Raw genomic sequence first — 20,269 nt, forward strand, 5'->3', positions numbered from 1 at the left:
ACTAAAATAGAACTTGCAAGGGATATTGAAGAGGTAGCAAATGAGCGAGATGCAAAACGAAGAAGTCGGAGCGAAAAGCAAAGAGCGAAGAAAACAAGTGCTTGATGCAGCAGCTAAGTGCTTTCGTGATATGGGATTTCACGGATGCAGCATCGCCAAAATATCGAAAGAAGCCGGCATGAGCCCCGGACATATCTATTATCATTTCGCCAACAAAGAGGCCATCGTGGAAGCCCTGGTAGCGCAACAGGAAAGCACCATGTTTGAACTCATCAACGATTTGGCGGCATCCCCGGCGGATGAAAAACTCGCCGTGACGCTAAAAAGGCAAACCGCACGCATGGTTGAGCTTCATACGTCGCCGAAGTTTATCGGGCTATGGCTGGAAATTGCGGCCGAAGCGCTGCGCAACCCGAATGTATCTAAAGTGCTTCAGTCATCCCATAACACCATTAGCGCGCTTATGCATGAACAAGTGCTCAAAAAAACCGGGAAAAGCGGTGAAAAGGAGATCCGTCAGATACGCACGAGTATGAATATCATCGCCTCTATCTTTAGCGGCTTGTCGCACCATACCGCCATCAAATCACACGATGAAACGAGCGATAAGGAGATGCTTATCGCGATGATCAATGAGGTTATCGATCTCTTTTTCGCTAAATATGAATAAGCGATAGATTTTTTTAACAAAATTCGGCGGCGGCGCAGATAAGGCCCTCGGCTTCGCGGGCTTATGTAAAGACGGCGATAGTCCTCCAGTCCGTATGGGAATGGAGAAGCCGCTTCGCCGCGGCTTTTTTATTCACGCCCCGGCGCGTGAGATTTATAAATTCGCCAGTTGCACAACCATCTTATGAACATCCTCGCGCGATACCGGGATGACCGAGCGATGAAGAATCACGCCTTCAATCAGGGCATCCAGGGCCACGGCGGCCAGCGGAGAAAAGTGCGGCTCAAGGGCTCTTCGGCTGCTTCTCATCCATCCTTCCATAACCGATTTCATCACCGGCGTTCGACATGCGAAACTGTAAAGCTCGTAACTCAGCTGGCTGGTTCTGTCGCCGGAGGTCGTCGTTGCGAACACGATTTCCACGATGGCGCGACACGCCTCTTCCTTGGTATCCGCCTTGCGAATGGTTTCCGTAAAGTTTGCCGAGACGTCCTGCGCCAGGCTTCTGAACGCCTCCAGCAATAGTTCCTGCATATTGGCGAAGTGGTAAGTCAGCGACCCCAGAGGAATACCCGAAATTTCAGCTATTTTTCTGTAGGTTGTGCCGCTGACGCCGTTTAGCGCAATAGAATCCAACGTAGCCTGAAGGATATGCCGTTTACGGTGCGGATCCTGCTGCCAGGTCCTGCGGCGCTCGTTTGTCATGCGTCTCCCCCTTTAAAATCCCTGCGACGATACCACAGCCGTCGAAACCGTACAAAAATATTAATTCATTGACGCGCCGCTAAGCTGCCCTTACGCTTAAAACCGTACCTATGTACGGTTTTAAGACGACATGCCGTTTCAAAAACATGGCGCGAACCGAATCCGCGCTAATCAGCGTTAATGGAGTAAAAATGCGGGAAATGAACGAGTTGACCGGCGTAATCGATGGTTTTTTATATGACGCCAACAATGACGACGCCCTGATTCACCTAAGAAGAAAGGCAAAGAGTTTATGTTTCAAATACAACCAGACGATGCCGGAGAGTGAAGGCGAACGGTTTTCCCTACTCGGGGAACTCCTCGGCAAATGTGGACGCAGCATCGCCGTTGAGCCCCCTTTTTATTGCGACTACGGCACTAATACGTTTATTGGCGATCATTTCTATGCAAATCACAACCTCGTCATTCTGGACGGGGCGCGCGTCACTATAGGAAATAATGTCTTCATCGCGCCGAACGTCGGCATACATACGGCAGGACACCCGCTCGACGTCGGGCGCAGAAATCAAGGTCTGGAATACGCGCTTCCGATCGTCATCGGAAATAACGTATGGATCGGCGCAAGCGCGGTTATTCTGCCCGGCGTCTCCATCGGGGATGGCGCGATGATTGGCGCGGGAAGTGTCGTTACAAAAGATATTCCCGCCAACGTTATCGCCGTCGGCAATCCCTGCAGAGTGCTGCGGGAAATCAGCGACAGGGAAAGCGAACGCCAAAATTTCAGCTAAATGGCTTCCGCGAAGCCGGATTAAAACGCTTTAGAGATGGCTGTCTGGCGCGAATGAGCGCGCCGACCGCGCGGGGACGGCGCCGGTAATGCGCGCTACGCCGCCTGCCCCCGCAAAAACGCCGCCAATACCTGCGCATGGTTGTGCTGTACGTCGCGCGCGGCGTACAGCAGAGTGATCCGCTGCCGGCGCGCTCGCGCCAGCAGCGGCCGCCACGCTTCAGGCTGGGCGGCCAGCTCCTCTCGATAGCGCGCGGAGAACGCCGCGAAATCGAGCTCGCCGTGATGAAACCGCCGGCGCAATTCCGCGCTGGGCGCCAGCGTTTTATTCCACTCATCCATCGCCAGCGACGCCTTCGCCATCCCGCGCGGCCAAAGCCGATCCACCAGCACGCGGTAGCCGTCCTCAGCCTGTGCCGCTTCATACACCCGTTTGCAGTTAAGCATGCCTTTGCCGTTTTATTTTTCGCTACAGATGGCAATAAAGTTTAGTCGATCGCTATTGCGCCGGAAAGTGCGGAACATCCTCCAGAACATGGAACGGTTTTCCGCCCGCAGCGCCCGGCTCAGGATTTTCAGCGTGCCGCCGACGCCTTCGTCGTACAGCAGGCCGCGCGGCGACAGCAGCGTCATCGCGCCGTTGAGCGTCTCCACCCGCGCGAAGCCGCCGTCCTCCATCAGCGCGCGCCAGCCCGCCAACGTCATCGGCTGCGCATTGACGTTGATCGCCCTGCGCATCTGCGCCAGCACCTCCTCGACGCCCTGCGCGCGCGGGAACATGATGTCGTGGGTTAAAAGCCGCCCGCCGGGCTTAAGCACGCGGAAATACTCCGCCACCAGCCGCGACTTCGCCTTATCGGCGTACATGGTCAGCATCGCTTCGTTGATCACCACGTCGAAGCTGGCGTCCGGATAGGGCAAATGCAGCGCGTCCGCCTGGGCGATCGTCACCCGCGACTGCAAACCGCGCGCCGCCACGTTTTGCCGCGCGCGCGCCAGCGCCTCGGCGTCCATGTCCACGCCGGTGATATGACAGCCGTAGCGCTGCGCCACCGCGATGGCGGTGGTGCCCATATTGCACGCGACTTCCAGCACCTCGCTGTCGGCGCCGAGCGCGGCGTGATCCAACAGCCACTCGGTCGCCCGGCGGCCTCCGGGGCGCAGTCGGGTTTTTCCCAAACGCGCCAGAAATTTATGGCCGGCTTCTTTTCCTGTCATGGCGACCCCTCCGTTTACCGCGCGTCCGGTTCGAGCAGCATCACCAGCAGCATGCGCGAGGATTCCAGCGCCTTCAGCGCGTGCGGCACGTTGGCCGGCAGGCGCACCAGCGTCTCGGGGCCGCCCTCCACCGGCTCTCCGCCGACGGTGAAACCGATGCGCCCTTCCAACACCCATACCAGCGCGTCGAACGGCGCCGAATGTTCGCTCAATTCCTGATCGCAATCGAAGGCGAATAGCGTGACGTTGCCGCCCTGGGTTTTCGCCAGCACGCGGCTGGCGATCCCTTGTTCGGTCGGCGTGATAAGATTGTGAATAGGCAGAGCGGTCGCGGCCGGAAGCAAGGATTTGGTCATAATGGCTATCTCCATTAATAGGTTATACATATCGTGCCGGCGGCGCGGGATGAACGCCTTTTAATCTTGCCGCCAATAGATGAGAATGATTGTTATTTCCTGTCGTCACCACATTAGAACACCGCGAGGGCGGAGCAAATGACAAATGTCAAAACGGCCGTGATTGATACGATCCGCCAGCAGCGCTGGCTCAGCCAACTGGACGAACCCGCGCAGCGGCAGATCGCCGAACTTTGCCAGCGGACCGTTTTTCGTCAGGGAGAGATGCTGTTTCACGAAGGGGATGCGATGAGCCACTGTTTTCTGCTGGAACAGGGCAGCCTGGAGATCTACCGCAATACCTGGCAGGGCGAGGAGAAAGTGTTTAACGTGCTGGGCACCGGTCAACTGGTGGCGCTGGCGGCGGTGTTTATGGATCACGGCCGCTTCCCGATGAACGCGCGCGCCCATAGCGACGGCAGCGCGCTAAGCATTCCGCGCACGCTGCTCCATGAACTATGCCTGCGTCATCCTGAGCTGACGCTGCGCTTTCTCAGCCATTTCTGCAACCAGCTCTACGGCACCATCAATCAGGTGGATTGGATCACCTCCAGTTCGGCGGCGGAGCGTTTGGCGGCGTGGCTGATCGACCTCAGCGACAACGGCGAGCGGCTCCAACTGCTGCTGCCGATCAGCCGGTCGCAGCTGGCCGCCACGCTGGGAATTCGCAGCGAAACGCTGAGCCGGCTGTTATCCCGCTGGCGCGAAGAACAGGTGATTTCCGGCGTCGGCAACCGTCTGCACATTGAGAACCTGGATTTTTTGCAAACCTTGTCGCGGGCGGCGCGACGCCAGTTTTAAAAAGAGGGTCGACAAACCTATCACCCTTATTGAACGATGATAAGAATAGATCCCCCACAAATTGGGGGAAGAATTTCTGTCAGTGCGGCGAAGGTTTCGTGCGCACTAACCATTGTCGAATCATGCGGTTATCGCCGCACAGATATGGGAATATCTTGTCAAGCAGAATCCTGATGCCGCGGTGAAAATGGATCAGTTATTTGAAGCCACAGTCGAACGCCTTGCTGATTTTCCCTATAGGGGACGAGAAGGCTTAGTTGCTGAGACACGTGAAGTTTTTCCTCATGAACACTATCGGATGGTTTATGAAATTCAGTTAAACGAGGTTTGGGTTTTAACCCTGATCCATACTTCTCAACTTTGGCCCAGAGAAAAATAACGGTATTTCAGACTGTTGACAAAGTCAGATATTACTCGCCCCGTTGGCGCGGCCGCCGTTCTGGACGCGGCGAAAACCCGCGCCGATGCCGCCGACGTGAAGATCGAAAAATTCGCGGCCGAATGGCGTAAAGAGATTTATGGTCGCGGTCGATAACAGTCACAGAGAGATTATCGATATCAAGAGGGGCGTATCTGGCCCGCATGATTATCTCCTAAGCAACCCGAGCGGCGGGATAAAAACGTCGAAAGCGTTTTTGCACAGCGCCGGCGCCGAAAGAATGAGAACCGGTAACAAAGCCAACGCACCTGCAGTATGCAGTATGAGGGTATAGATTATTTCAAGGATTTTTTATGATATATTCATTCGTCGCGCGACAGCCTATTTTTGACCGAAATTTAAATACCGTCGCGTATGAATTGCTCTTCAGAAACGGACTTAACAATACCTTTCCCTGCGTTTCAGATGAATACGCCACAACGCAGATGATTTCCGACCAATTTCTCTGTACCCCGCACACCCGGCTCGTTGGCGGCTACGCTTCATTCATTAACTTCCCTTACCAAATGATAATCCAGGGGCTGGCGGATGCGCTTCCCCGAGAGGATGTCGTGATTGAAATACTGGAAAATGCCGAACCTGACGATCGTTTGCTAACCTCCATACAGCGATTGCATTATGACGGATTCCGCATTGCGCTTGATGATTTTTCTTTAAGCGCCAGGTGGGACAGATTTATTCCCTATATTAATCTGATAAAGTTCGACGTCAGAATGAGCGCGTTTAGCGAAATAGACGACTATATTAATTCCCGCAAACAAAGACTCCAGCACGTGACCTTTCTTGCAGAGAAGATTGAAACCTACGTTGAATTTGAAAAATATAAAAGGCGGGGATTCGAGCTTTTTCAGGGATATTTTTACAGCAAGCCAGAACTCATAAAAAACCGCCGACTCTCGCCAAATGAATTTTCCGCCTTTCAGTTGATACTTGAAGCGAGTTTGGAAGAGCCCGATTTTGATAAAATAGAGACGATAATTAAGCGGGACCTGTCTCTTTCTTACAAAATCATGCGCTATGCGAAAAACTTTTTATATAAAGCGGGCGGATATCACAACGTGAATCGGATATCCCTCAAAGAGATCGCCATCTACCTCGGCAAGAACGAACTGCGCCGCTTTGTTTCCGTTGCCTGCCTGGCGAGCAAGGATAAGATAAAAACGCCGGAGCTGTATCATACCAGCTTGGTCAGGGGACGATTCTGCGAACTGATCGCCGAACACTTTAACTTTAACCTGCATTCTCAGGACGCCTTTCTTTGCGGACTCTTCTCTTTGCTTGACGTTATTCTCGATATTCCTCTGGAGGAGCTGTTTAAGCAGGTCACGATATCCGAAACCGTAATAGAGACACTGCTGCGCCATGAAGGCGCGCTCTATCCGTACTTAAATCTTGCGCAGCAATACGAACAGCAGCGCTGGGAAGAGGCCAACAAGGTTATCGCCCATCTGGGCGTCTCGGAAAAATTCGTTATCAAAACCATGGGCGACGCCATCAAATGGACGGATGAATTTCAGCTATAGCGCTAAGACGCCGTCGGTGCAAATTTCATACTGGGAGAATAGCGTCGACCCGGCTCCGCGCCGCCGTTGCCGGCCGGAACGAACGATCACGCCGTAATAGGTTTTTATCGTCATGACGCGCCCTCGATGCGCGTAAAAAAATACTCGTCTGATTTTCGGTTGTCTCTTTCAAGACTGAGTTTCTACACTCCCTACTCGGCGAACCATCATTTAAGGTGACATTTTCCCCATGAGAATAACGGATAGCGCCAAATGCGACGGGTTTTATCGCGCGTTGTTAGCGAGATCGTCTGAACACGTCGGCGTTTTCTTTGCCGGCGTAAAGACAACCGGCGTGTTTTGCATCTCAACCTGCCGGGCGCGTAAACCCAAACGAGAAAACGTTGAATTCCATACGGATTTTAAATCCGCGATGGATGCGGGGTTTCGCCCCTGTAAAATATGCAGTCCCACGGAGAATGCCTGTACGGCGCCGGAGTTCGTTGAACTGGCGATGAGCCTGGTGCGGCAGAATCCCAAAACGCGGCTGGCGGACTGGCAGCTAAGGGAAAAAAATATCAGTCCCGAACAGCTGCGCCGCTGGTTTTCCAACCACTACGGCATGACTTTTCAGGCCTTTCAGCGCATGTTGAGAGTGAATACCGCTTTACAGGAGCTCAAGGGCGGACGGCGGACGATCGATGTCGCGTTTGACAGCGGCTACGACTCACTTAGCGGTTTCGGCTACATCTGTAAGAAATTGACGGGCAACGCGCCAAGCGAAATGTCGCGCGTGATCCTGATACACCGATTTACTACGCCGCTGGGGCCGATGTTCGTATGCGCGACGGAAACGGGAGTATGCCTGCTGGAGTTTGTCGATCGCCGCATGCTTGAAACTGAGTTCAGGGATCTGCAGCGGTTATTAAAAGCCCGGATCATCGCGGGTGAAAATCGGCATACGCGCCAGGCTGAAACGGAAATCGGCGAGTATTTCGCGGGTCGGCGCCGCGACTTCGCCATCGCGCTGGACACGCCGGGCAGCGATTTTCAACGCCGCGTCTGGCATGAGCTGCAAGCCGTTGCGTACGGCCGTACGGCGCATTATCAGGCTATCGCCGAGCGTATCGGCAAACCGAGCGCGGTACGCGCCGTGGCCGGAGCCAATGGCGCCAACCGGGTCGCGATAGTCGTTCCCTGCCACCGCATTATCGGTAAAGACGGCTCTTTGACCGGATACGGCGGCGGCATTGCGCGAAAAAAATGGCTGCTTGAGCATGAGCAGAAACTGGGCCGGCCGCTCTGACGACCGTTATCGCCGCGTTAACCGCGCAGAGCAATACAACGGCGCAGCTCGGCGTTCATATCCAGGGGGCGCTGCCCGTCGGCGTAGCGGAAATGGATGACGGCAGTATCGTCGTTTCTCAATACGGCGGACGCATCACGCGCATTCTGCGCAATGGCGAAAAGCAGGAAATAGGCGACAGCTTTAATCGGCCGGGCGTCGGGATCCTTGCCGACGGCCCCGACGCGGTTTTTGCCGTTGATAACGGCGCGTCGCCTTTGACGGCACATCCGCCGTCATCGCCGACGACCTCGCCGGAAGCGCGGTGGCTCTCGGCCGGGGGCTCGACAACGAACTGCTGGTCGGAGCCTGGGGAAGCGGCGTCGTCTACCGCATCCGCCCCTGACGCCCGCGGTTCAGCATATAATCCGCCGCCCCGCGTTAGTCAGTGCGCCGTGTCGTATCTGAGGCGCGCGACGAAACGCGGTTGGGCGGCGTTTATCATGCCCGCGGTGGCAAATATTGAAATCTGTACTATCATTTTTCTGTATAATGTAATGATTACATTACATATTTCTAACATCTCACCCATCATCAGGAACATGAATTATGAAAGTATGGAATAAAGTTTTGCTGGCTTCGCTGATCGGATTAGCGCTCGCCGGCTGCGACGACTCTTCCAAAGTGGATGCGCAACTGGATAAAGCGAAGGATAACGCGCAGCAGATCAAAGAGGCGGCCGACGGCAAGGCCGAACAGCTCACCGACGCCGCCAGGCAGAAAGCCGATGAGTTGAAAAAACAAGCGTCTACGCAAATCGAACAGCTGAAATCGGAATCCGCGGCGATTAAAAACGATGCCGACCGGCGCGCCAAGGAGATTACCGAAGAGGCGAAAGCCAAGGCCGGCGACATTAAAGAGCAGGCCAAGCAGCAGAGCGACCAGATTGTCGAGCAGGCGAAAGATATCAAGGATAGCGCCATCAGCGGCGCGCAAAATCTCTCCGCCGAAGCGCAAAAACAGACCCAGGCGATCAAAGACAGCATAAATAAAGACAACGTAAATAAAGATACCGGCCAGCAAACGGCGACCCAGGACGCTCAGCCGGCGCCGGTAAGCGAAGCGACTCCGACAACGGAAACGGAGCCGGCCTCCGCCGCGCGCGCCAACCCCTGATGGATTTGGCTTCGCCGGATCTATGATCGGGCGAGCCACACGTGGCCTCGCCAGAGCCTGATTAACGCAGTCTCTGCGGTCCCCCCCTAAATCCGTCGTCCCCGCGATCGGCTGGCGGGGACCCGCCCCTCCCTGAACGTTCGATGCCGCGCGCTTGCCTGCGCCGGCGATTTGGCGTAGTATCCTTGCGATTAAAAACCAATCGGTCTAAATTATGGATACTGAATCTTACTCCACGGCTAAACCGCGCCGGGGACGGCCGCCTAAAGCGGACCGCGACTTTACCGATACGCGCGAAGAGCTGATTCGCTCCGGTCTGGAAGTGATTACCGAGACCGGCTATCTGTCCGCCGGCATCGAAGCGATAATCAAAAATATTTCGGTGCCGAAAGGCTCTTTTTACCATTATTTCAAAAGCAAAAAAGAGTTCGGCGGCGCGGTGATAACGGCCTACGGCTCATTTTTCGCCCATCGGCTGGATAAGTTCCTGCTGAATACCCAGTCGTCGCCCTTGCAGCGTATGCAGGAATTCGTCACCCACTCCGGCTTGGCCATGGCGAAGTATGATTTCACGCGCGGCTGCCTGGTCGGCAATCTGCTGCAGGAATCTCCGCTGCTTCCCGAAGATTTCCCCGACATGCTCAAAGCGATTCTGGAAGATTGGGAAAAGCGCGTGGCGCAATGTCTGGAAGAAGCGCAGCGGGCCGGGCAGATCGCCGCGGCGGCCTCCCCGCGGTTTCTCGCCCGGATCTTCTGGTCCGGCTGGGAGGGCGCCGTCATGCGCGCGAAGCTATTCCGCTCGGCGGAACCGCTGGATCAGTTCTGGTTTTTCTTTCTGCAAAGCATTGATAACAAAAACACCTGCGATCGGGAAAATGAAAAGCGCATTTTCCAATAGGCGACAGTAGCTAAAAAATCCCCACCGGTACGCCTGTCAGTACGCGGTGTTTAATCCATTAAACCGTTCTCCTTCCCTGCCGGAAAGCGGCATATCAAGCCGGGAGAGAACGCTTCAACCCATAAAGGCGCTATTAATGAAAGCTCTGGTACTCGAACAGCAAGACGGCAACACCCTGGCTGAAGTGAAAGATATCACGCTGCCTTCGATGGCGGATGGCGACGTGCTCGTAGACGTCGCTTGGTCCAGCCTTAATTACAAGGATGCATTGGCGATCGCCGGCAAAGGGAAAATTGTTCGCCAGTTCCCGATGGTTCCGGGCATTGATTTTTCCGGCCGGGTCAACCGTAGCAACGATCCTCGCTTCGTTGCCGGCCAGTCGGTGATTTTGACCGGATGGGGCGTGGGGGAAACCCACTGGGGCGGATTGGCGCAACAGGCGTGCGTGAAGGGCGACTGGCTGGTGGCCTTGCCCGAAGGGCTGGATAGCCGTAAAGCCATGATCGTCGGCACCGCCGGTTTTACCGCCATGCTATGCGTCATGGCGCTGGAGGAAGCGGGCATAACGCCGCAAAGCGGCAAGATCCTGGTCACCGGCGCCAGCGGCGGCGTGGGCAGCACGGCCGTCGCCCTGCTGCACGCGCTGGGCTATAGCGTGGCGGCGGTAACCGGCCGCGAAGAGACGCATGACTATCTGCGTCGACTCGGCGCCGACGAAATTCTGCCCCGCGCCGATTTCGCGCAATCCCGGCCGCTGGAAAAACAGCTTTGGGCGGGAGCGGTGGATACGGTGGGCGATGCCGTGCTGGCGAAAGCGCTGGCGCAGACCAACTACGGCGGCTGCGTCGCCGCCTGCGGCCTGGCGGGCGGCTTCAATCTGCCGACCACGGTCATGCCTTTCATCCTGCGCAACGTCCGGCTGCAGGGCGTGGATTCCGTCTCCGTCCCTACCCCGCGCCGGACCGAGGTATGGAAGCGCCTCACGGAAATTCTGCCGCAGAGCTTCTACCGGCAGGCCGCCACGGAAATCGAACTCGAAGAAGCGCCCGGCAACGCCGCGGATTTTCTGCGCAATAAAATACAGGGGCGGACGCTGGTAAAAGTCGGCGGCTAAGGGTCCGCGCCTCCCCTTAGCAAACTTGAGCGCCCGGCGTCGGGCGCGTGCTGCAAGGCGGCGTGAAAACGGCGGCATCACAGCGAGCAAAACTGTCTCCGAGTCCGCCTGAAAACGCAACGAAAAGACAGTCTCCGCAAGGGAAGATACGGAACCCCGCTTATTCCGCTCCCAGCTCCAGCCTTACGATATTGATCCAATAGCCGATGCCGAACGGCAGAATCTCGTCATTGAAATCAAACAGCGGCGTGTGGACGTGATGGTAGGAGCCGTCCGGCCCGACGCCGTTGCCAATCAGCATAAAGGCGCCCGGTTTGGCCTTCAGCATATAGGCGAAATCCTCGCCGGCGGTAATCGGCGGGTAATCCGCATCCACGTTCTCCGCGCCCGCCGTATGGGCCGCGGCGGCGGCGGCAATCTCCGTTTGCCGTTTGGCGTTGACCAGGGCGGGGTATCCCCGTTGATAGCACACCTCCGCGCGGCATTGATGGGCGGCGGCCAGGCTGAGCGCCAGTTCGGAAAGCCGCCGTTCCAGCGTATCCCGAACCGACGCCTCGTAGGTACGCGCGGTGCCGCGCACCACGATCTCGCTGGGAATGACATTCGCGGAACGCGCATGCCCCGCCGAGATATAACCGGCGCTGATCACCGCGGTTTCGCGCGCCGGAACGTTGCGGCCGATAATGGTTTGCAGCCCCAGCAGGAAGTGCGCCAGCGGCATGCTGGGATCCACGGCGCGATGAGGCACCGCGCCGTGTCCGCCGGTGCCCTTAAAGCTGACGGTCCAGGTATCGACGCTGGCCAGCATCGCCCCGGGACGGATGCCGAACCGCCCGGCCGGCAGCCCCGGTTCGTTATGTAAGCCGTAGACGGCATCGCAAGGGAAACGGTCGAACAGCCCCTCTTCGATCATCACGCGCCCGCCGCCGCCCTCTTCTTCCGCCGGTTGGAAGATAAGGTGCACCGTGCCGGCGAAGTCGGGGTTGGCGGCAAGATAGCGCGCTGCGCCCAGCAGCATCGCCGTGTGGCCGTCGTGGCCGCAGGCGTGCATTTTTCCCGGGTACGCGGAGGAGTAAGGCAGGCCGGTGGTCTCTTCCATATTAAGCGCGTCCATATCCGCCCGCAGCCCGATACGGCGCGTTCCCGGCCGGTTGCCGACGATGGTGCCGACCAGGCCGGTGCCGGCTAGCCCGCGCGCGACCTCAATTCCCCAGCTTTCAAGCGTTCTGGCGACGATCTCGGACGTTCGCTCCTCCTCGAACGCCGCCTCGGGGTGCTGGTGAATATCCTGTCGAATGGCGATCAGTTCAGGAAGATATCCGCGGATTTCATCAAATAGCGTGTTGTTCATTAGTTACCGTATCCATAACTCTCGGTTAATCATTTAGCGCGACGTGCCGCGTTTCACGCATCATCAGCATAGCGACGACGGCGACCGCGTTGGCGATGACCAGATACCAGGCCGGCGTCATCGGATTGCCGGTAATGCCGATCAGCCAAGTGACGACGAACTGCGCCGTCCCGCCGAAAAGGGTGACGGCCACGGCATAGGAAAACGACAGGCCGATACTGCGCACGTGGCTCGGGAAGGATTCGGGGATCATGCCCAGCATCACGCCGGCGTTGATGGAGTGCAGCGTCACCAGCAGCGCGACCATCAGCAGCAGCATGGTTCCCGTTTGGTGATGGGTGATCAGCAGAAAAGCCGGGTACGCCGACAGAACCAGCAGCACGCGCGGAACGATCATCACCACCTTGCGGCCGAAGCGGTCGGACAGCCAGCCGCCGACCAGACTCATCACCGCCATGGTCGCGCCGGTGACAAAGGTCGCCAGCATCGCAACGCCCATCGGCAGCTTAAGCGTCGTCATGGCGTAGGTCGTCATGTAGCTCGATATATACATGGTGACGGCGCCGCCGGCGATGGCGAGGCCGGCAAGCACCACGGTGCGGCCGTGACCGGCGAACAAATCGGCAAGCACGGCCCCGGTCGAACGGTGCGTCCGCGCATGGTTCAACGTCTCGGGCAGACGATTACGGATATAGATGCCGACCGGCGCAATCAGCACCCCGAGCAGAAACGGCAGCCGCCATCCCCATGATTCCAGGCTCTCTTTAGGCAAGATCTGCGTCATAAGAAAACCCATAAGGCCGGCAATCAGGAAAGCCAGCCCCTGGCTGGCCGACTGCCAGCTGGTATACAGCCCGCGTTTGCCGGCGGGCGCGCGCTCCAGCAGGTAGGTGGTGGCCGGCCCCATTTCGCCGCCGGCGGAAAAGCCCTGAATAAGACGGGCCAGCACCACCAGACAAGGAGCGGCGATGCCGATCGACGCATAGGGCGGAATAACGGCGAGCAGGGCCGAACTCAACGCCATCAGCGAGATAGTCAGGGTCATCGCCGCTTTCCGTCCCTTCCGATCGGCATAGGCGCCAATCAGGATCCCTCCCAGCGGACGCGTCAGAAAACCGACGCCAAAAACCGCCACCGAAAGCAGCAGACTGCCAAGCGGCGTCTCCGCCGGAAAAAACTGCCGGGCGATCACCGCGGCGAAAATGCTGTAAATAGTAAAATCATAAAATTCGAGCGCGTTCCCTAAGGTGATCGCGCCGATGCTCGTCGTCTTGCCGGGCGCGTGAGCTTCCGCTTCGCCCTCGGCGGAAACTGCCGCCATGCTTCTTTCCATTCCACTCCCCCTGACTATTCCCTTTACTCTTCAAGCCGCAGGACGCGCCGACCGGATCACTCGGCCATCTATCGCCTCGCCCGCCGGGCGGCCGCCGCAAGCGGCGCTCAAAACGATAAGCTGTTGTCCCGCAACTCGAATTATTTCGGGCATACGTTTAGTTTTTATCTTTCAAGGCCAGACTAGCGAAAATTGCTAAGCTGAAAAAATGCATTAATATTGAGCAATACATCCATAAAATGTATGCTTTAATAAAACCGTCACCATAAAGGCTCCGACGAAAGCGTGTCCTATTCAATCAAACACCTGCGTTATGTCGTCGCGGTAAAGCAGACCGGTTCGCTCGCCCGGGCTTCCGAAACCATGTCTGTTTCGGTCTCGTCCATCCGCGAAGCCATTCGCCTTATTGAAGAGAAACTGCGCATAAGCCTGTTTCTCAGCGAGCCGGCGAAAGGAATGAGGCTAACCCGCGACGGAGAACGCTTCGCCCTGCTTGCCGAAGAGTTTCTCGCCACCTATATGGGGTTTGAACAGGCGGCAGCGCACATCCCCCAGGATTGGGAACGCGATATCTCGCTGGGCGTGCTGACCAGCGCCGGACCGCTCATTATGCCGGCGCTGGTCGCCCGGTTTTCGCGCGCCGTTTCAAACGCGCACATTCAGATCTATGAGCACAGTTCAAAAGCGCTGTCGGAAGCGGTGCGCGCCGATAAACTTGCGGCGGCCTTCACCTTCAACGACGACCTGCACCCTTCGCTGGAATTCGTCGAGCTCTTCAAGCCGCCGCTCCACGTCGCCCTGCACCCGGACCATCCCCTGGTGGGAAAAAGTGAAATCCATTTATCCGAGCTGGCGGAAGAGACCTACATTCTGCTCGATTTCGACGGCGCGCGACGCTACTACGCCGGCCTTTTCGATCATCACCGGGTCAAACCGCGGGTCGGTTATACGGTGAGCTCGCGCGAAACGGCATACAATATGGTCGCCGCCGGACTTGGCTATTCGGTTTTCAATCTCTATCCGCTGCCGACCGAGGACGGACCGTCGTCCGAAGCGGTGGTGCGCATTCCGCTGGTATCGGACTACTGGAGTCCGACCTTCGGCATGATCCATCTGCGCGGCCGAAACGGGGGGCTTATCGACGGGCTGCATCGGGCCTGCCGTTCGATTGCGGCCGGCGCCGCCTAACGCGCGCCATAAAACCGCCCGAGCAGCGCGCCAAGCGTTTTGCCCGCGTAGCTGATTTTGGCTTCGGTCAACGCCGCGTAACCCACCAGCACGGCGGGCGGATAAACCGCCGCGTGGCAGAACATGCCCAATGGCTGTAAAGATATTCCCCGCCGCGCCGCCGCGTCGCAAAAATCCGCTTCCGACGTTCCGGCCGGCAGCCATAAGATAAGATGAAATCCAGCCTGCTCTCCGCCGATCTGCGGGGCGTATCCCGCCGCCTGGGTCAGGCTGAACATCAATAGATCCCGTCTGCGCTGATAGGTCTGCCGGGCGAGGCGCAGGTGTCTGGCGAAATGCCCCTGCGCTATGAAATGCGCCACCGCGGCCTGCTCGATAATCCCGGCGGCGCGCCCGGAAAACTCCCATCGCGCGCTCAGGCGTTCGCGCAAACGGCGGGGAATAACGCAATAGGCCACTCTCAGATCCGCAAACAGCGTTTTGTTGAAACTGCCGCAGTAAATGACCCGCTCTATCCGATCGATGGCCTTGATCGCCGGTAAGGGAGAGGCGTGGTAGTTGAAATCGCTATCGTAGTCATCTTCGATGATATAGGCGTTCGTTTTGACCGCCCAGTCCAACAGCGCCAGGCGTCGTTCGGCCGTCATCGTTATGCCCAGCGGAGCCTGATGGGCGGGCGTCACATACGCCAGCTTCGCCTTGCTATACGCGCGCAGATAGGCGACATCGATCCCGGCCGCATCCAGCGGAACGAAATCAAGCCTGGCGCCCGCCTCTTCCAGTATTCTTCGCGCCCACAGATAGCCGGGATCCTCCACCGCGACGGCCTCTCCGCGCCGCAGCAGAATACGCGCCGCCATTTCGGCGGCGCTGCGGATCCCGGTGGTGATAATGACATCCTCGGCATGGCAGGATATGCCGCGGTAGGCGCGCAGATACTGCGCGACCCGCCGCCGCAGGTCCGGCGTCCCAAAAGTCCGCCCCGTCGCCAATTCGCCGGGCGTCAGTTGGCCTAGGGCGTTCGCCAGGCCGGCGCGCCACGCCTTGGCGTCCAACAGCGACGGGTCGGGCATGCGCGCGATAAAAGGAACGTCATAGGCCAGAGACGCCGCGGTAAGGGATTCCGGCGATGCGGCGCCGCGCGAGGAGGAATGCGCCGAAGCATCCGCAGCGAGCGACGGCGCAGCGGCCTTCAGCAGGACGTCGGGCACCGCGGCGCGCACCGCGGAACCTGAGCCGCGTTTTCTTTCGATGTAGCCCTCCAGCCGGAGGCGGTCGAACACGATCTCTACGGTGCCGCGCGATATCCGCCAGCGCTCGGCCAGCGCGCGCGTGGCCGGCAGATGCTCGCCGGCCTTCAGCAGCCCCTTCAGGATCGCTTCGCGCAACGCCTCATAGACCGCCGTCTGTTTATCGGCGCTACCCTCTTCCAACGCAATCGGTCGCGGAATATCCAGCGCTATCGCCGCTTTGCCTCTGCCCATAATGGTCCAATAAAATCCCCTATAAATGGCTCTTATAAATATACCATTTTGCCGCTACAGTCATAATAAATAGCGGGCGCGGCAAACCCGGGAATCATATTTACAGGAGCAAGCGATGAAAATTATCGAAACTCATGGCGCAAGCGCAGCCTACTTTACCGAGGGAGCCGGTCGCGGCGTGCTTTTTCTGCACGGCACCAATAGCGCGGGAAAGAGCAGCTTTGGCCATGTGGTGAAGGCATTCAGAGATCGGTATCAGGCCATCGTTCCCGACTACGCGGGATGCGGACAGTCGACGCTGCCCGACGGTGAAATTAGCGTCGAGCGGCTTGCCGATCAGGCCGCCGCGGTCGTCGCCGACGCCGCGGATGCGCCCGTCGCGGTGGTGGGAACGTCGCTCGGCGCGGTTGTCGCCGCCGCGCTGGCCGCCCGTCATCCCGCTCTCGTCGAAAAACTGGTGTTGACCGCGCCGTGGGCCGATGGGCGCGATCCACGCCACGCGCTGATGTTCGACACCTGGCTCCACCTGGAGCAAAACCGCCCTCGGGATGCAACCGCGTTCGGCCTCTCCCACGTCCTCAGCCCGGCGTTTCTTACCGGTCTGGGAAGCGAAAAATTGGCGGCGTTATGCGCCAGGCCATCAGAAAAAGATGCGGCGCGCAGAATCGAACTGGGGCTACGCCTTGATATCCGCGCCCATCTGGCCGCGATAAACGTTCCCACCCTGGTCGTCGCCCTGACGCAGGACACCCTTATCCCGCGCTATCGGGTCGAGAAAGTCCATTCGCTTATTCGAAACAGCGAATATGCCGAGATCGAAAGCAGCCATGCCGTTCAGATCGAAAATCCTGACGTGTGGGCGCGAACGGTGAGGCGCTTCCTCGATAACGCCACGCTACGCGGACACGCGCGATCCTAAATCCGCATCATCACCGGCGCCGTCAACCAGGCGGGTCAGCTCGCTGCATCGATAGATGCGCTGGTTCCTCAAGGTAAAGTGCGCGAAAACCTCTATCGTGCTGCGCGCGCCATCGCGCTTTTCCACGTCGACGCGATGATGCGTCAGCACGTCGTCTCCCTGCGCCGCCGCGGCCAGGATCGTTAGCGACATGCTGCGCGTGACCTGCTTCAGCAACGCCATATGATGCAAAAAATCGTTATAACATAGCCGATTGCCATCCACCCATTGCTCATATTCCGCGTCGAAAAACACGGCGATCGACGCCGGGCGATGATCTGGGGAGGTGACCACCTGATGTAACGCATTGATAACCTGTTGCCGTGCGCAAAAAAACATTTTCGTCTCCCTGATTGCGTGAACGCAGAGAGCATAACCCGGGCAAAGGGTGTCATAATAACCACATTCCGACATTTAATAATGATTTTCCGCCATCATGGACATTATCCGCAGCGAAAAACTGGAACATGGGAAAAAACACCTGACGCCCTGGCACCGGCATGCCGACGGCCAGCTTTACTGGTTAACCCGCGGCATGATCGCGCTTGAAACGCCGGATCGACAATGGGCGCTGACGGCGGGCTGTATCGGCTGGTTTCCGCCGCATCTCGCCCATCGGGCATGCGCTTTCGGCAATATGACGGGATTGAGTCTCCATCTGGCGGCGGAGTATTGCCGGGATCTTCCCGGCGCGCCGCAAATTTTCAGCGCCAACGCGCTGCTACAGGCGTTGGCGGAGCGCATCGCCAGCCTGAACGCCTGCGCATTGACGGCGAAACATCTGCGCCTTATTCAGGTTCTTATCGACGAACTGTCATCCGCGCCGACGATAGCATCGCACCTGCCGCTGCCGCAGGACGGCCGGGCGCTGAACATCGCGCGCGAAATACTGGAAAATCCGGACGATCCCCGCACCCAGGCGCAATGGGCCGGCTGGGGCGGCCTGAGCGCGCGGACGCTAAGCCGGCTTTTTCTCGCCCAAACGGGGATCGGTTTTGCCCACTGGCGCCAGCAAGCCCGCCTGCTGCGCTCGCTGGCGCTACTGGCGAACGGCGACGCCGTCGGCAACGTCGCCGCGGCCTGCGGCTATGAGAACGTCAGCGCCTATATTGCCGTATTTCGCCGCCGATTCGGGGTCACGCCCGGAAGCTATTTCGCTAAAGGCTGACATAGCGGCGGGCGGCGGCAACCCCATTAGGTCGCGATGTCTCGGCTCTCGTCCACGGCGCCTCAGGCGAAGTCGACGCGCAGATACGCCAACGCGCTTACGACGCCTTCCGCCGGCTTATTCCCGGTAACGCTGACCGGATAGGCCGTGATCGTCACGTTGGCGCTGTAATTATCATCAAGGGAAAAAGGCAATATGCTGGAGAGATCGTTCGGCGTCAGGGGGCTATTGGCGTCGTTGGTGATGACGAAACCGACATCCGCGTTATTGGAGACAATCGCGTTGCCGGAGACCGTGTCCGCCTGAACGCGCAGCGTCAGATTGGATTGCGCCTCCAGCCCGTTGCAGGAGACGGTTATCGTCCGTTTAACCGGGTTTACGCCATCCGCTTTGGCTCCCGCCGTCTTAAATGCGCCCGTCGAAACCGTGCCGAAATCGATAGAGATGATTTGTCCCGAGTTCAACGTGCAGCTTTGCGGCACCGTCATCGTTCCGTTCAGATACCCCACCACCAGCGGCGATCCCGTTCCCTGTCCGGTTCCTCCCTGATTACCGTATAGATAGAAGATCGGGATATTTGGGATGGTGGTAACGCCGACAAACTTACGTTTAATGCGAAAATTCACCTGTACCCGGCTGCCGGTCGTCGCCGTTCCGCCGCATTTACCGTTGCAGTTATTCGATAAATCGGTAAACGGAACATTATGGTAAACGCTGGTGCCGGACGCGTTATACACATAGATTTGCGAGGCGATCTGCAGGTAGTCGTTACCGGCGACGTCGTACCAATTCACGCCGCTTTCCGTAGAGGCAAGGCTGAGGGAGGCGCCCGGCTGCGCGGTATAGTAAACCGTATCTCTATTATTGCATCCGCCGCTGATTGTATAAGAGCCGCTGTCCGTTTTTGAATTCCATCCGGTGGTGTAACCGATATAGTTTTGCTGCGATGCGAACTGAATCAAAAAATCATAGGTCACGGGCGAGCCGGTGGCGGTATTACACTGCGTCGCGAACGCCGTCTGGGGACAAAAAAACGGCAGCGACGCCAGACATAACCACAGCATTTTTCCCCTCAGCGTCTCGATTAACCCCATTATTTTACCGATCATAATCCCTCCCCGCCTTAACATGGTTCATCGACTTATGCGCGCGCGTTTCCTACGCCGCGCATCATGGATTGCGCGTCGCTGCGATTCATTGATAGTTCAATGTAAAAGTGGCGTCGGCATTGGCGGATCCGGGCGTCACCGCGGCGCCGGTTCGCACATACTGTCCGTAGAACGCCAGCTGTTCGCTATTGCTGTTGGCGCTCAGCGTATACACCTCGCTGGCCTGGCCAAGCGGAATGCGGTTGCGATCTTTATCCAAAATCGCCACCGCGACATTAGTGGCGGTGCTATCGCTGCTCAGAGCCAGCAGCGAGCTATCCTGGGCGTCCTGCGTGCCGGTAAAGGTCACCTGTACGCCGGATGCCGCCGCGCCGCAGTCCTGCAGGGTGATGATAAAACGGGTCGGCTGCGGGCTTTGCGACTCGCCGATGAATTGTTTGCTGGCCCAACTGCCCAGATCCACGGTTTGATTGGCGCTGTCCTGGCTCACAATGCAGCTGTTGGCCAGCAGCGTGACAGTTAACTGGATATTGCTCAGCCCCAAATCCGCCTGCGCCGCCGGCGCCAGCGCGGCGAGCAACAGCGCGCCGCCGAATTTCAGGCCCCGGCGGCCGGTTACGCGGGAGGGGCGCGCCCGGCCGCGAGCAACAATACGGGTAGATAAAAAATCTTTCACCTGATTCTCTCC

At 58.0% G+C, this 20,269-nt stretch carries 23 protein-coding genes; 12 read left to right on the forward strand and 11 right to left on the reverse strand.

Annotated features, from left to right (window positions below):
• Window positions 1-40 precede the first annotated feature (40 nt).
• Complete coding sequence (locus VSX58_RS04855; protein ID WP_327617094.1) at window positions 41-670, forward strand: TetR/AcrR family transcriptional regulator; 630 nt, start codon at window positions 41-43, stop codon at window positions 668-670.
• A gap of 153 nt (window positions 671-823) precedes the next feature.
• On the opposite strand, the gene VSX58_RS04860 is transcribed toward VSX58_RS04855, so the two are convergent.
• The gene (locus VSX58_RS04860; protein ID WP_327617095.1) at window positions 824-1,375 is read right to left on the reverse strand and encodes a TetR/AcrR family transcriptional regulator; all 552 of its coding nucleotides are present in this window, start codon (window positions 1,373-1,375) and stop codon (window positions 824-826) included.
• 200 nt (window positions 1,376-1,575) lie between these two features.
• On the opposite strand from VSX58_RS04860, the gene VSX58_RS04865 reads away from it, so the two are divergent.
• Window positions 1,576-2,163, forward strand: coding sequence for a sugar O-acetyltransferase (locus tag VSX58_RS04865; protein WP_407654856.1), 588 nt, complete (start codon window positions 1,576-1,578; stop codon window positions 2,161-2,163).
• A gap of 95 nt (window positions 2,164-2,258) precedes the next feature.
• Here the strand turns inward: VSX58_RS04865 and VSX58_RS04870 are convergent, their stop codons facing one another.
• Genes VSX58_RS04870 through VSX58_RS04880 form a run of 3 tightly spaced genes read right to left on the reverse strand, consistent with a single transcriptional unit; the run spans window position 2,259 to window position 3,736 of the window.
• Window positions 2,259-2,609: a DUF488 domain-containing protein gene (locus tag VSX58_RS04870; protein ID WP_327617097.1), complete on the reverse strand. Its 351-nt coding sequence runs from the start codon at window positions 2,607-2,609 to the stop codon at window positions 2,259-2,261.
• 12 nt (window positions 2,610-2,621) lie between these two features.
• On the reverse strand, window positions 2,622-3,380 hold the full coding sequence (locus VSX58_RS04875) for an SAM-dependent methyltransferase (protein WP_327617098.1): 759 nt from the start codon (window positions 3,378-3,380) through the stop codon (window positions 2,622-2,624).
• 14 nt (window positions 3,381-3,394) lie between these two features.
• Window positions 3,395-3,736 (reverse strand): cupin domain-containing protein, encoded by a 342-nt coding sequence (locus VSX58_RS04880; protein WP_327617099.1) that lies wholly within the window; start codon window positions 3,734-3,736, stop codon window positions 3,395-3,397.
• Between the two features lie 138 nt (window positions 3,737-3,874).
• Here VSX58_RS04880 and VSX58_RS04885 point away from each other — a divergent pair, with 138 nt between their 5' ends.
• The 4 genes from VSX58_RS04885 to VSX58_RS04900 all read left to right on the forward strand — a co-directional run bounded on the left by VSX58_RS04885 (window position 3,875) and on the right by VSX58_RS04900 (window position 7,823).
• Window positions 3,875-4,576 carry a Crp/Fnr family transcriptional regulator gene (locus tag VSX58_RS04885; protein WP_327617100.1) on the forward strand — a complete coding sequence of 234 codons (702 nt, stop codon included), beginning with the start codon at window positions 3,875-3,877 and terminating at the stop codon, window positions 4,574-4,576.
• Window positions 4,577-4,688: 112 nt separating this feature from the next.
• Window positions 4,689-4,955 carry a type II toxin-antitoxin system RelE/ParE family toxin gene (locus VSX58_RS04890; protein WP_327617101.1) on the forward strand — a complete coding sequence of 89 codons (267 nt, stop codon included), beginning with the start codon at window positions 4,689-4,691 and terminating at the stop codon, window positions 4,953-4,955.
• 773 nt (window positions 4,956-5,728) lie between these two features.
• Window positions 5,729-6,538, forward strand: a complete 810-nt coding sequence (locus VSX58_RS04895) for an EAL and HDOD domain-containing protein (protein ID WP_327617530.1) — start codon at window positions 5,729-5,731, stop codon at window positions 6,536-6,538.
• Window positions 6,539-6,767: 229 nt separating this feature from the next.
• Window positions 6,768-7,823, forward strand: a complete 1,056-nt coding sequence (locus tag VSX58_RS04900; RefSeq protein WP_327617102.1) for a bifunctional transcriptional activator/DNA repair enzyme AdaA — start codon at window positions 6,768-6,770, stop codon at window positions 7,821-7,823.
• 17 nt (window positions 7,824-7,840) lie between these two features.
• On the opposite strand, the gene VSX58_RS04905 is transcribed toward VSX58_RS04900, so the two are convergent.
• On the reverse strand, window positions 7,841-8,092 hold the full coding sequence (locus VSX58_RS04905; protein ID WP_327617103.1) for a hypothetical protein: 252 nt from the start codon (window positions 8,090-8,092) through the stop codon (window positions 7,841-7,843).
• A 319-nt stretch (window positions 8,093-8,411) separates the two neighbouring features.
• Here VSX58_RS04905 and VSX58_RS04910 point away from each other — a divergent pair, with 319 nt between their 5' ends.
• The 3 genes from VSX58_RS04910 to acuI all read left to right on the forward strand — a co-directional run bounded on the left by VSX58_RS04910 (window position 8,412) and on the right by acuI (window position 10,990).
• Window positions 8,412-8,978 (forward strand): E3 ubiquitin--protein ligase, encoded by a 567-nt coding sequence (locus VSX58_RS04910; RefSeq protein ID WP_327617104.1) that lies wholly within the window; start codon window positions 8,412-8,414, stop codon window positions 8,976-8,978.
• A 214-nt stretch (window positions 8,979-9,192) separates the two neighbouring features.
• Complete coding sequence (acuR, locus tag VSX58_RS04915) at window positions 9,193-9,876, forward strand: acrylate utilization transcriptional regulator AcuR (protein ID WP_327617105.1); 684 nt, start codon at window positions 9,193-9,195, stop codon at window positions 9,874-9,876.
• A 136-nt stretch (window positions 9,877-10,012) separates the two neighbouring features.
• Window positions 10,013-10,990: an acrylyl-CoA reductase (NADPH) gene (gene acuI, locus VSX58_RS04920; RefSeq protein ID WP_327617106.1), complete on the forward strand. Its 978-nt coding sequence runs from the start codon at window positions 10,013-10,015 to the stop codon at window positions 10,988-10,990.
• Window positions 10,991-11,150: 160 nt separating this feature from the next.
• Here acuI and VSX58_RS04925 read toward each other — a convergent pair whose 3' ends face one another.
• Window positions 11,151-12,341, reverse strand: a complete 1,191-nt coding sequence (locus tag VSX58_RS04925; RefSeq protein WP_327617107.1) for a M20 aminoacylase family protein — start codon at window positions 12,339-12,341, stop codon at window positions 11,151-11,153.
• A gap of 25 nt (window positions 12,342-12,366) precedes the next feature.
• On the reverse strand, window positions 12,367-13,662 hold the full coding sequence (locus tag VSX58_RS04930) for an MFS transporter (protein WP_327617108.1): 1,296 nt from the start codon (window positions 13,660-13,662) through the stop codon (window positions 12,367-12,369).
• A gap of 297 nt (window positions 13,663-13,959) precedes the next feature.
• Between VSX58_RS04930 and VSX58_RS04935 the strand changes: the two genes are divergently transcribed.
• Window positions 13,960-14,862, forward strand: a complete 903-nt coding sequence (locus VSX58_RS04935) for a LysR family transcriptional regulator (RefSeq protein WP_327617109.1) — start codon at window positions 13,960-13,962, stop codon at window positions 14,860-14,862.
• Here the strand turns inward: VSX58_RS04935 and pdxR are convergent.
• Entirely contained in the window at window positions 14,859-16,346 is a 1,488-nt protein-coding gene (gene pdxR, locus VSX58_RS04940) for a MocR-like pyridoxine biosynthesis transcription factor PdxR (protein ID WP_327617110.1), read from the reverse strand. The two genes, VSX58_RS04935 and pdxR, sit on opposite strands and share 4 nt — an antisense overlap.
• Before the next feature lie 115 nt (window positions 16,347-16,461).
• Here pdxR and VSX58_RS04945 point away from each other — a divergent pair, with 115 nt between their 5' ends.
• Complete coding sequence (locus tag VSX58_RS04945; RefSeq protein WP_327617111.1) at window positions 16,462-17,265, forward strand: alpha/beta fold hydrolase; 804 nt, start codon at window positions 16,462-16,464, stop codon at window positions 17,263-17,265.
• Here the strand turns inward: VSX58_RS04945 and VSX58_RS04950 are convergent.
• The gene (locus VSX58_RS04950; protein ID WP_327617112.1) at window positions 17,242-17,643 is read right to left on the reverse strand and encodes a nuclear transport factor 2 family protein; all 402 of its coding nucleotides are present in this window, start codon (window positions 17,641-17,643) and stop codon (window positions 17,242-17,244) included. The genes VSX58_RS04945 and VSX58_RS04950 overlap by 24 nt on opposite strands.
• 97 nt (window positions 17,644-17,740) lie before the next feature.
• On the opposite strand from VSX58_RS04950, the gene VSX58_RS04955 reads away from it, so the two are divergent.
• On the forward strand, window positions 17,741-18,472 hold the full coding sequence (locus tag VSX58_RS04955; protein WP_327617113.1) for an AraC family transcriptional regulator: 732 nt from the start codon (window positions 17,741-17,743) through the stop codon (window positions 18,470-18,472).
• A 62-nt stretch (window positions 18,473-18,534) separates the two neighbouring features.
• Here VSX58_RS04955 and VSX58_RS04960 read toward each other — a convergent pair whose 3' ends face one another.
• A complete protein-coding gene (locus VSX58_RS04960; protein WP_327617114.1) occupies window positions 18,535-19,581 on the reverse strand; it encodes a fimbrial protein in 1,047 nt (348 codons plus the stop codon).
• An 85-nt stretch (window positions 19,582-19,666) separates the two neighbouring features.
• Window positions 19,667-20,257, reverse strand: a complete 591-nt coding sequence (locus VSX58_RS04965) for a fimbrial protein (protein WP_327617115.1) — start codon at window positions 20,255-20,257, stop codon at window positions 19,667-19,669.
• Window positions 20,258-20,269 lie beyond the last annotated feature (12 nt).

The sequence above is a fragment of the Brenneria populi genome, from assembly GCF_036016195.1.
Classification (GTDB): Bacteria; Pseudomonadota; Gammaproteobacteria; order Enterobacterales; family Enterobacteriaceae; genus Brenneria; species Brenneria populi.

Excerpts from the sequence above, each read along its gene's own strand:
- VSX58_RS04855 (WP_327617094.1), top strand. The coding sequence starts at position 41 with ATGAGCGAGATGCAAAACGAAGAAGTCGGAGCGAAAAGCAAAGAGCGA.
- VSX58_RS04860 (WP_327617095.1), bottom strand. The coding sequence starts at position 1,375 with ATGACAAACGAGCGCCGCAGGACCTGGCAGCAGGATCCGCACCGTAAA.
- VSX58_RS04865 (WP_407654856.1), top strand. The coding sequence starts at position 1,576 with ATGAACGAGTTGACCGGCGTAATCGATGGTTTTTTATATGACGCCAAC.
- VSX58_RS04870 (WP_327617097.1), bottom strand. The coding sequence starts at position 2,609 with ATGCTTAACTGCAAACGGGTGTATGAAGCGGCACAGGCTGAGGACGGC.
- VSX58_RS04875 (WP_327617098.1), bottom strand. The coding sequence starts at position 3,380 with ATGACAGGAAAAGAAGCCGGCCATAAATTTCTGGCGCGTTTGGGAAAA.
- VSX58_RS04880 (WP_327617099.1), bottom strand. The coding sequence starts at position 3,736 with ATGACCAAATCCTTGCTTCCGGCCGCGACCGCTCTGCCTATTCACAAT.
- VSX58_RS04885 (WP_327617100.1), top strand. The coding sequence starts at position 3,875 with ATGACAAATGTCAAAACGGCCGTGATTGATACGATCCGCCAGCAGCGC.
- VSX58_RS04895 (WP_327617530.1), top strand. The coding sequence starts at position 5,729 with ATGAGCGCGTTTAGCGAAATAGACGACTATATTAATTCCCGCAAACAA.
- VSX58_RS04900 (WP_327617102.1), top strand. The coding sequence starts at position 6,768 with ATGAGAATAACGGATAGCGCCAAATGCGACGGGTTTTATCGCGCGTTG.
- VSX58_RS04905 (WP_327617103.1), bottom strand. The coding sequence starts at position 8,092 with ATGTGCCGTCAAAGGCGACGCGCCGTTATCAACGGCAAAAACCGCGTC.
- VSX58_RS04910 (WP_327617104.1), top strand. The coding sequence starts at position 8,412 with ATGAAAGTATGGAATAAAGTTTTGCTGGCTTCGCTGATCGGATTAGCG.
- acuR (WP_327617105.1), top strand. The coding sequence starts at position 9,193 with ATGGATACTGAATCTTACTCCACGGCTAAACCGCGCCGGGGACGGCCG.
- acuI (WP_327617106.1), top strand. The coding sequence starts at position 10,013 with ATGAAAGCTCTGGTACTCGAACAGCAAGACGGCAACACCCTGGCTGAA.
- VSX58_RS04925 (WP_327617107.1), bottom strand. The coding sequence starts at position 12,341 with ATGAACAACACGCTATTTGATGAAATCCGCGGATATCTTCCTGAACTG.
- VSX58_RS04930 (WP_327617108.1), bottom strand. The coding sequence starts at position 13,662 with ATGGCGGCAGTTTCCGCCGAGGGCGAAGCGGAAGCTCACGCGCCCGGC.
- pdxR (WP_327617110.1), bottom strand. The coding sequence starts at position 16,346 with ATGGGCAGAGGCAAAGCGGCGATAGCGCTGGATATTCCGCGACCGATT.
- VSX58_RS04945 (WP_327617111.1), top strand. The coding sequence starts at position 16,462 with ATGAAAATTATCGAAACTCATGGCGCAAGCGCAGCCTACTTTACCGAG.
- VSX58_RS04950 (WP_327617112.1), bottom strand. The coding sequence starts at position 17,643 with ATGTTTTTTTGCGCACGGCAACAGGTTATCAATGCGTTACATCAGGTG.
- VSX58_RS04955 (WP_327617113.1), top strand. The coding sequence starts at position 17,741 with ATGGACATTATCCGCAGCGAAAAACTGGAACATGGGAAAAAACACCTG.
- VSX58_RS04960 (WP_327617114.1), bottom strand. The coding sequence starts at position 19,581 with ATGATCGGTAAAATAATGGGGTTAATCGAGACGCTGAGGGGAAAAATG.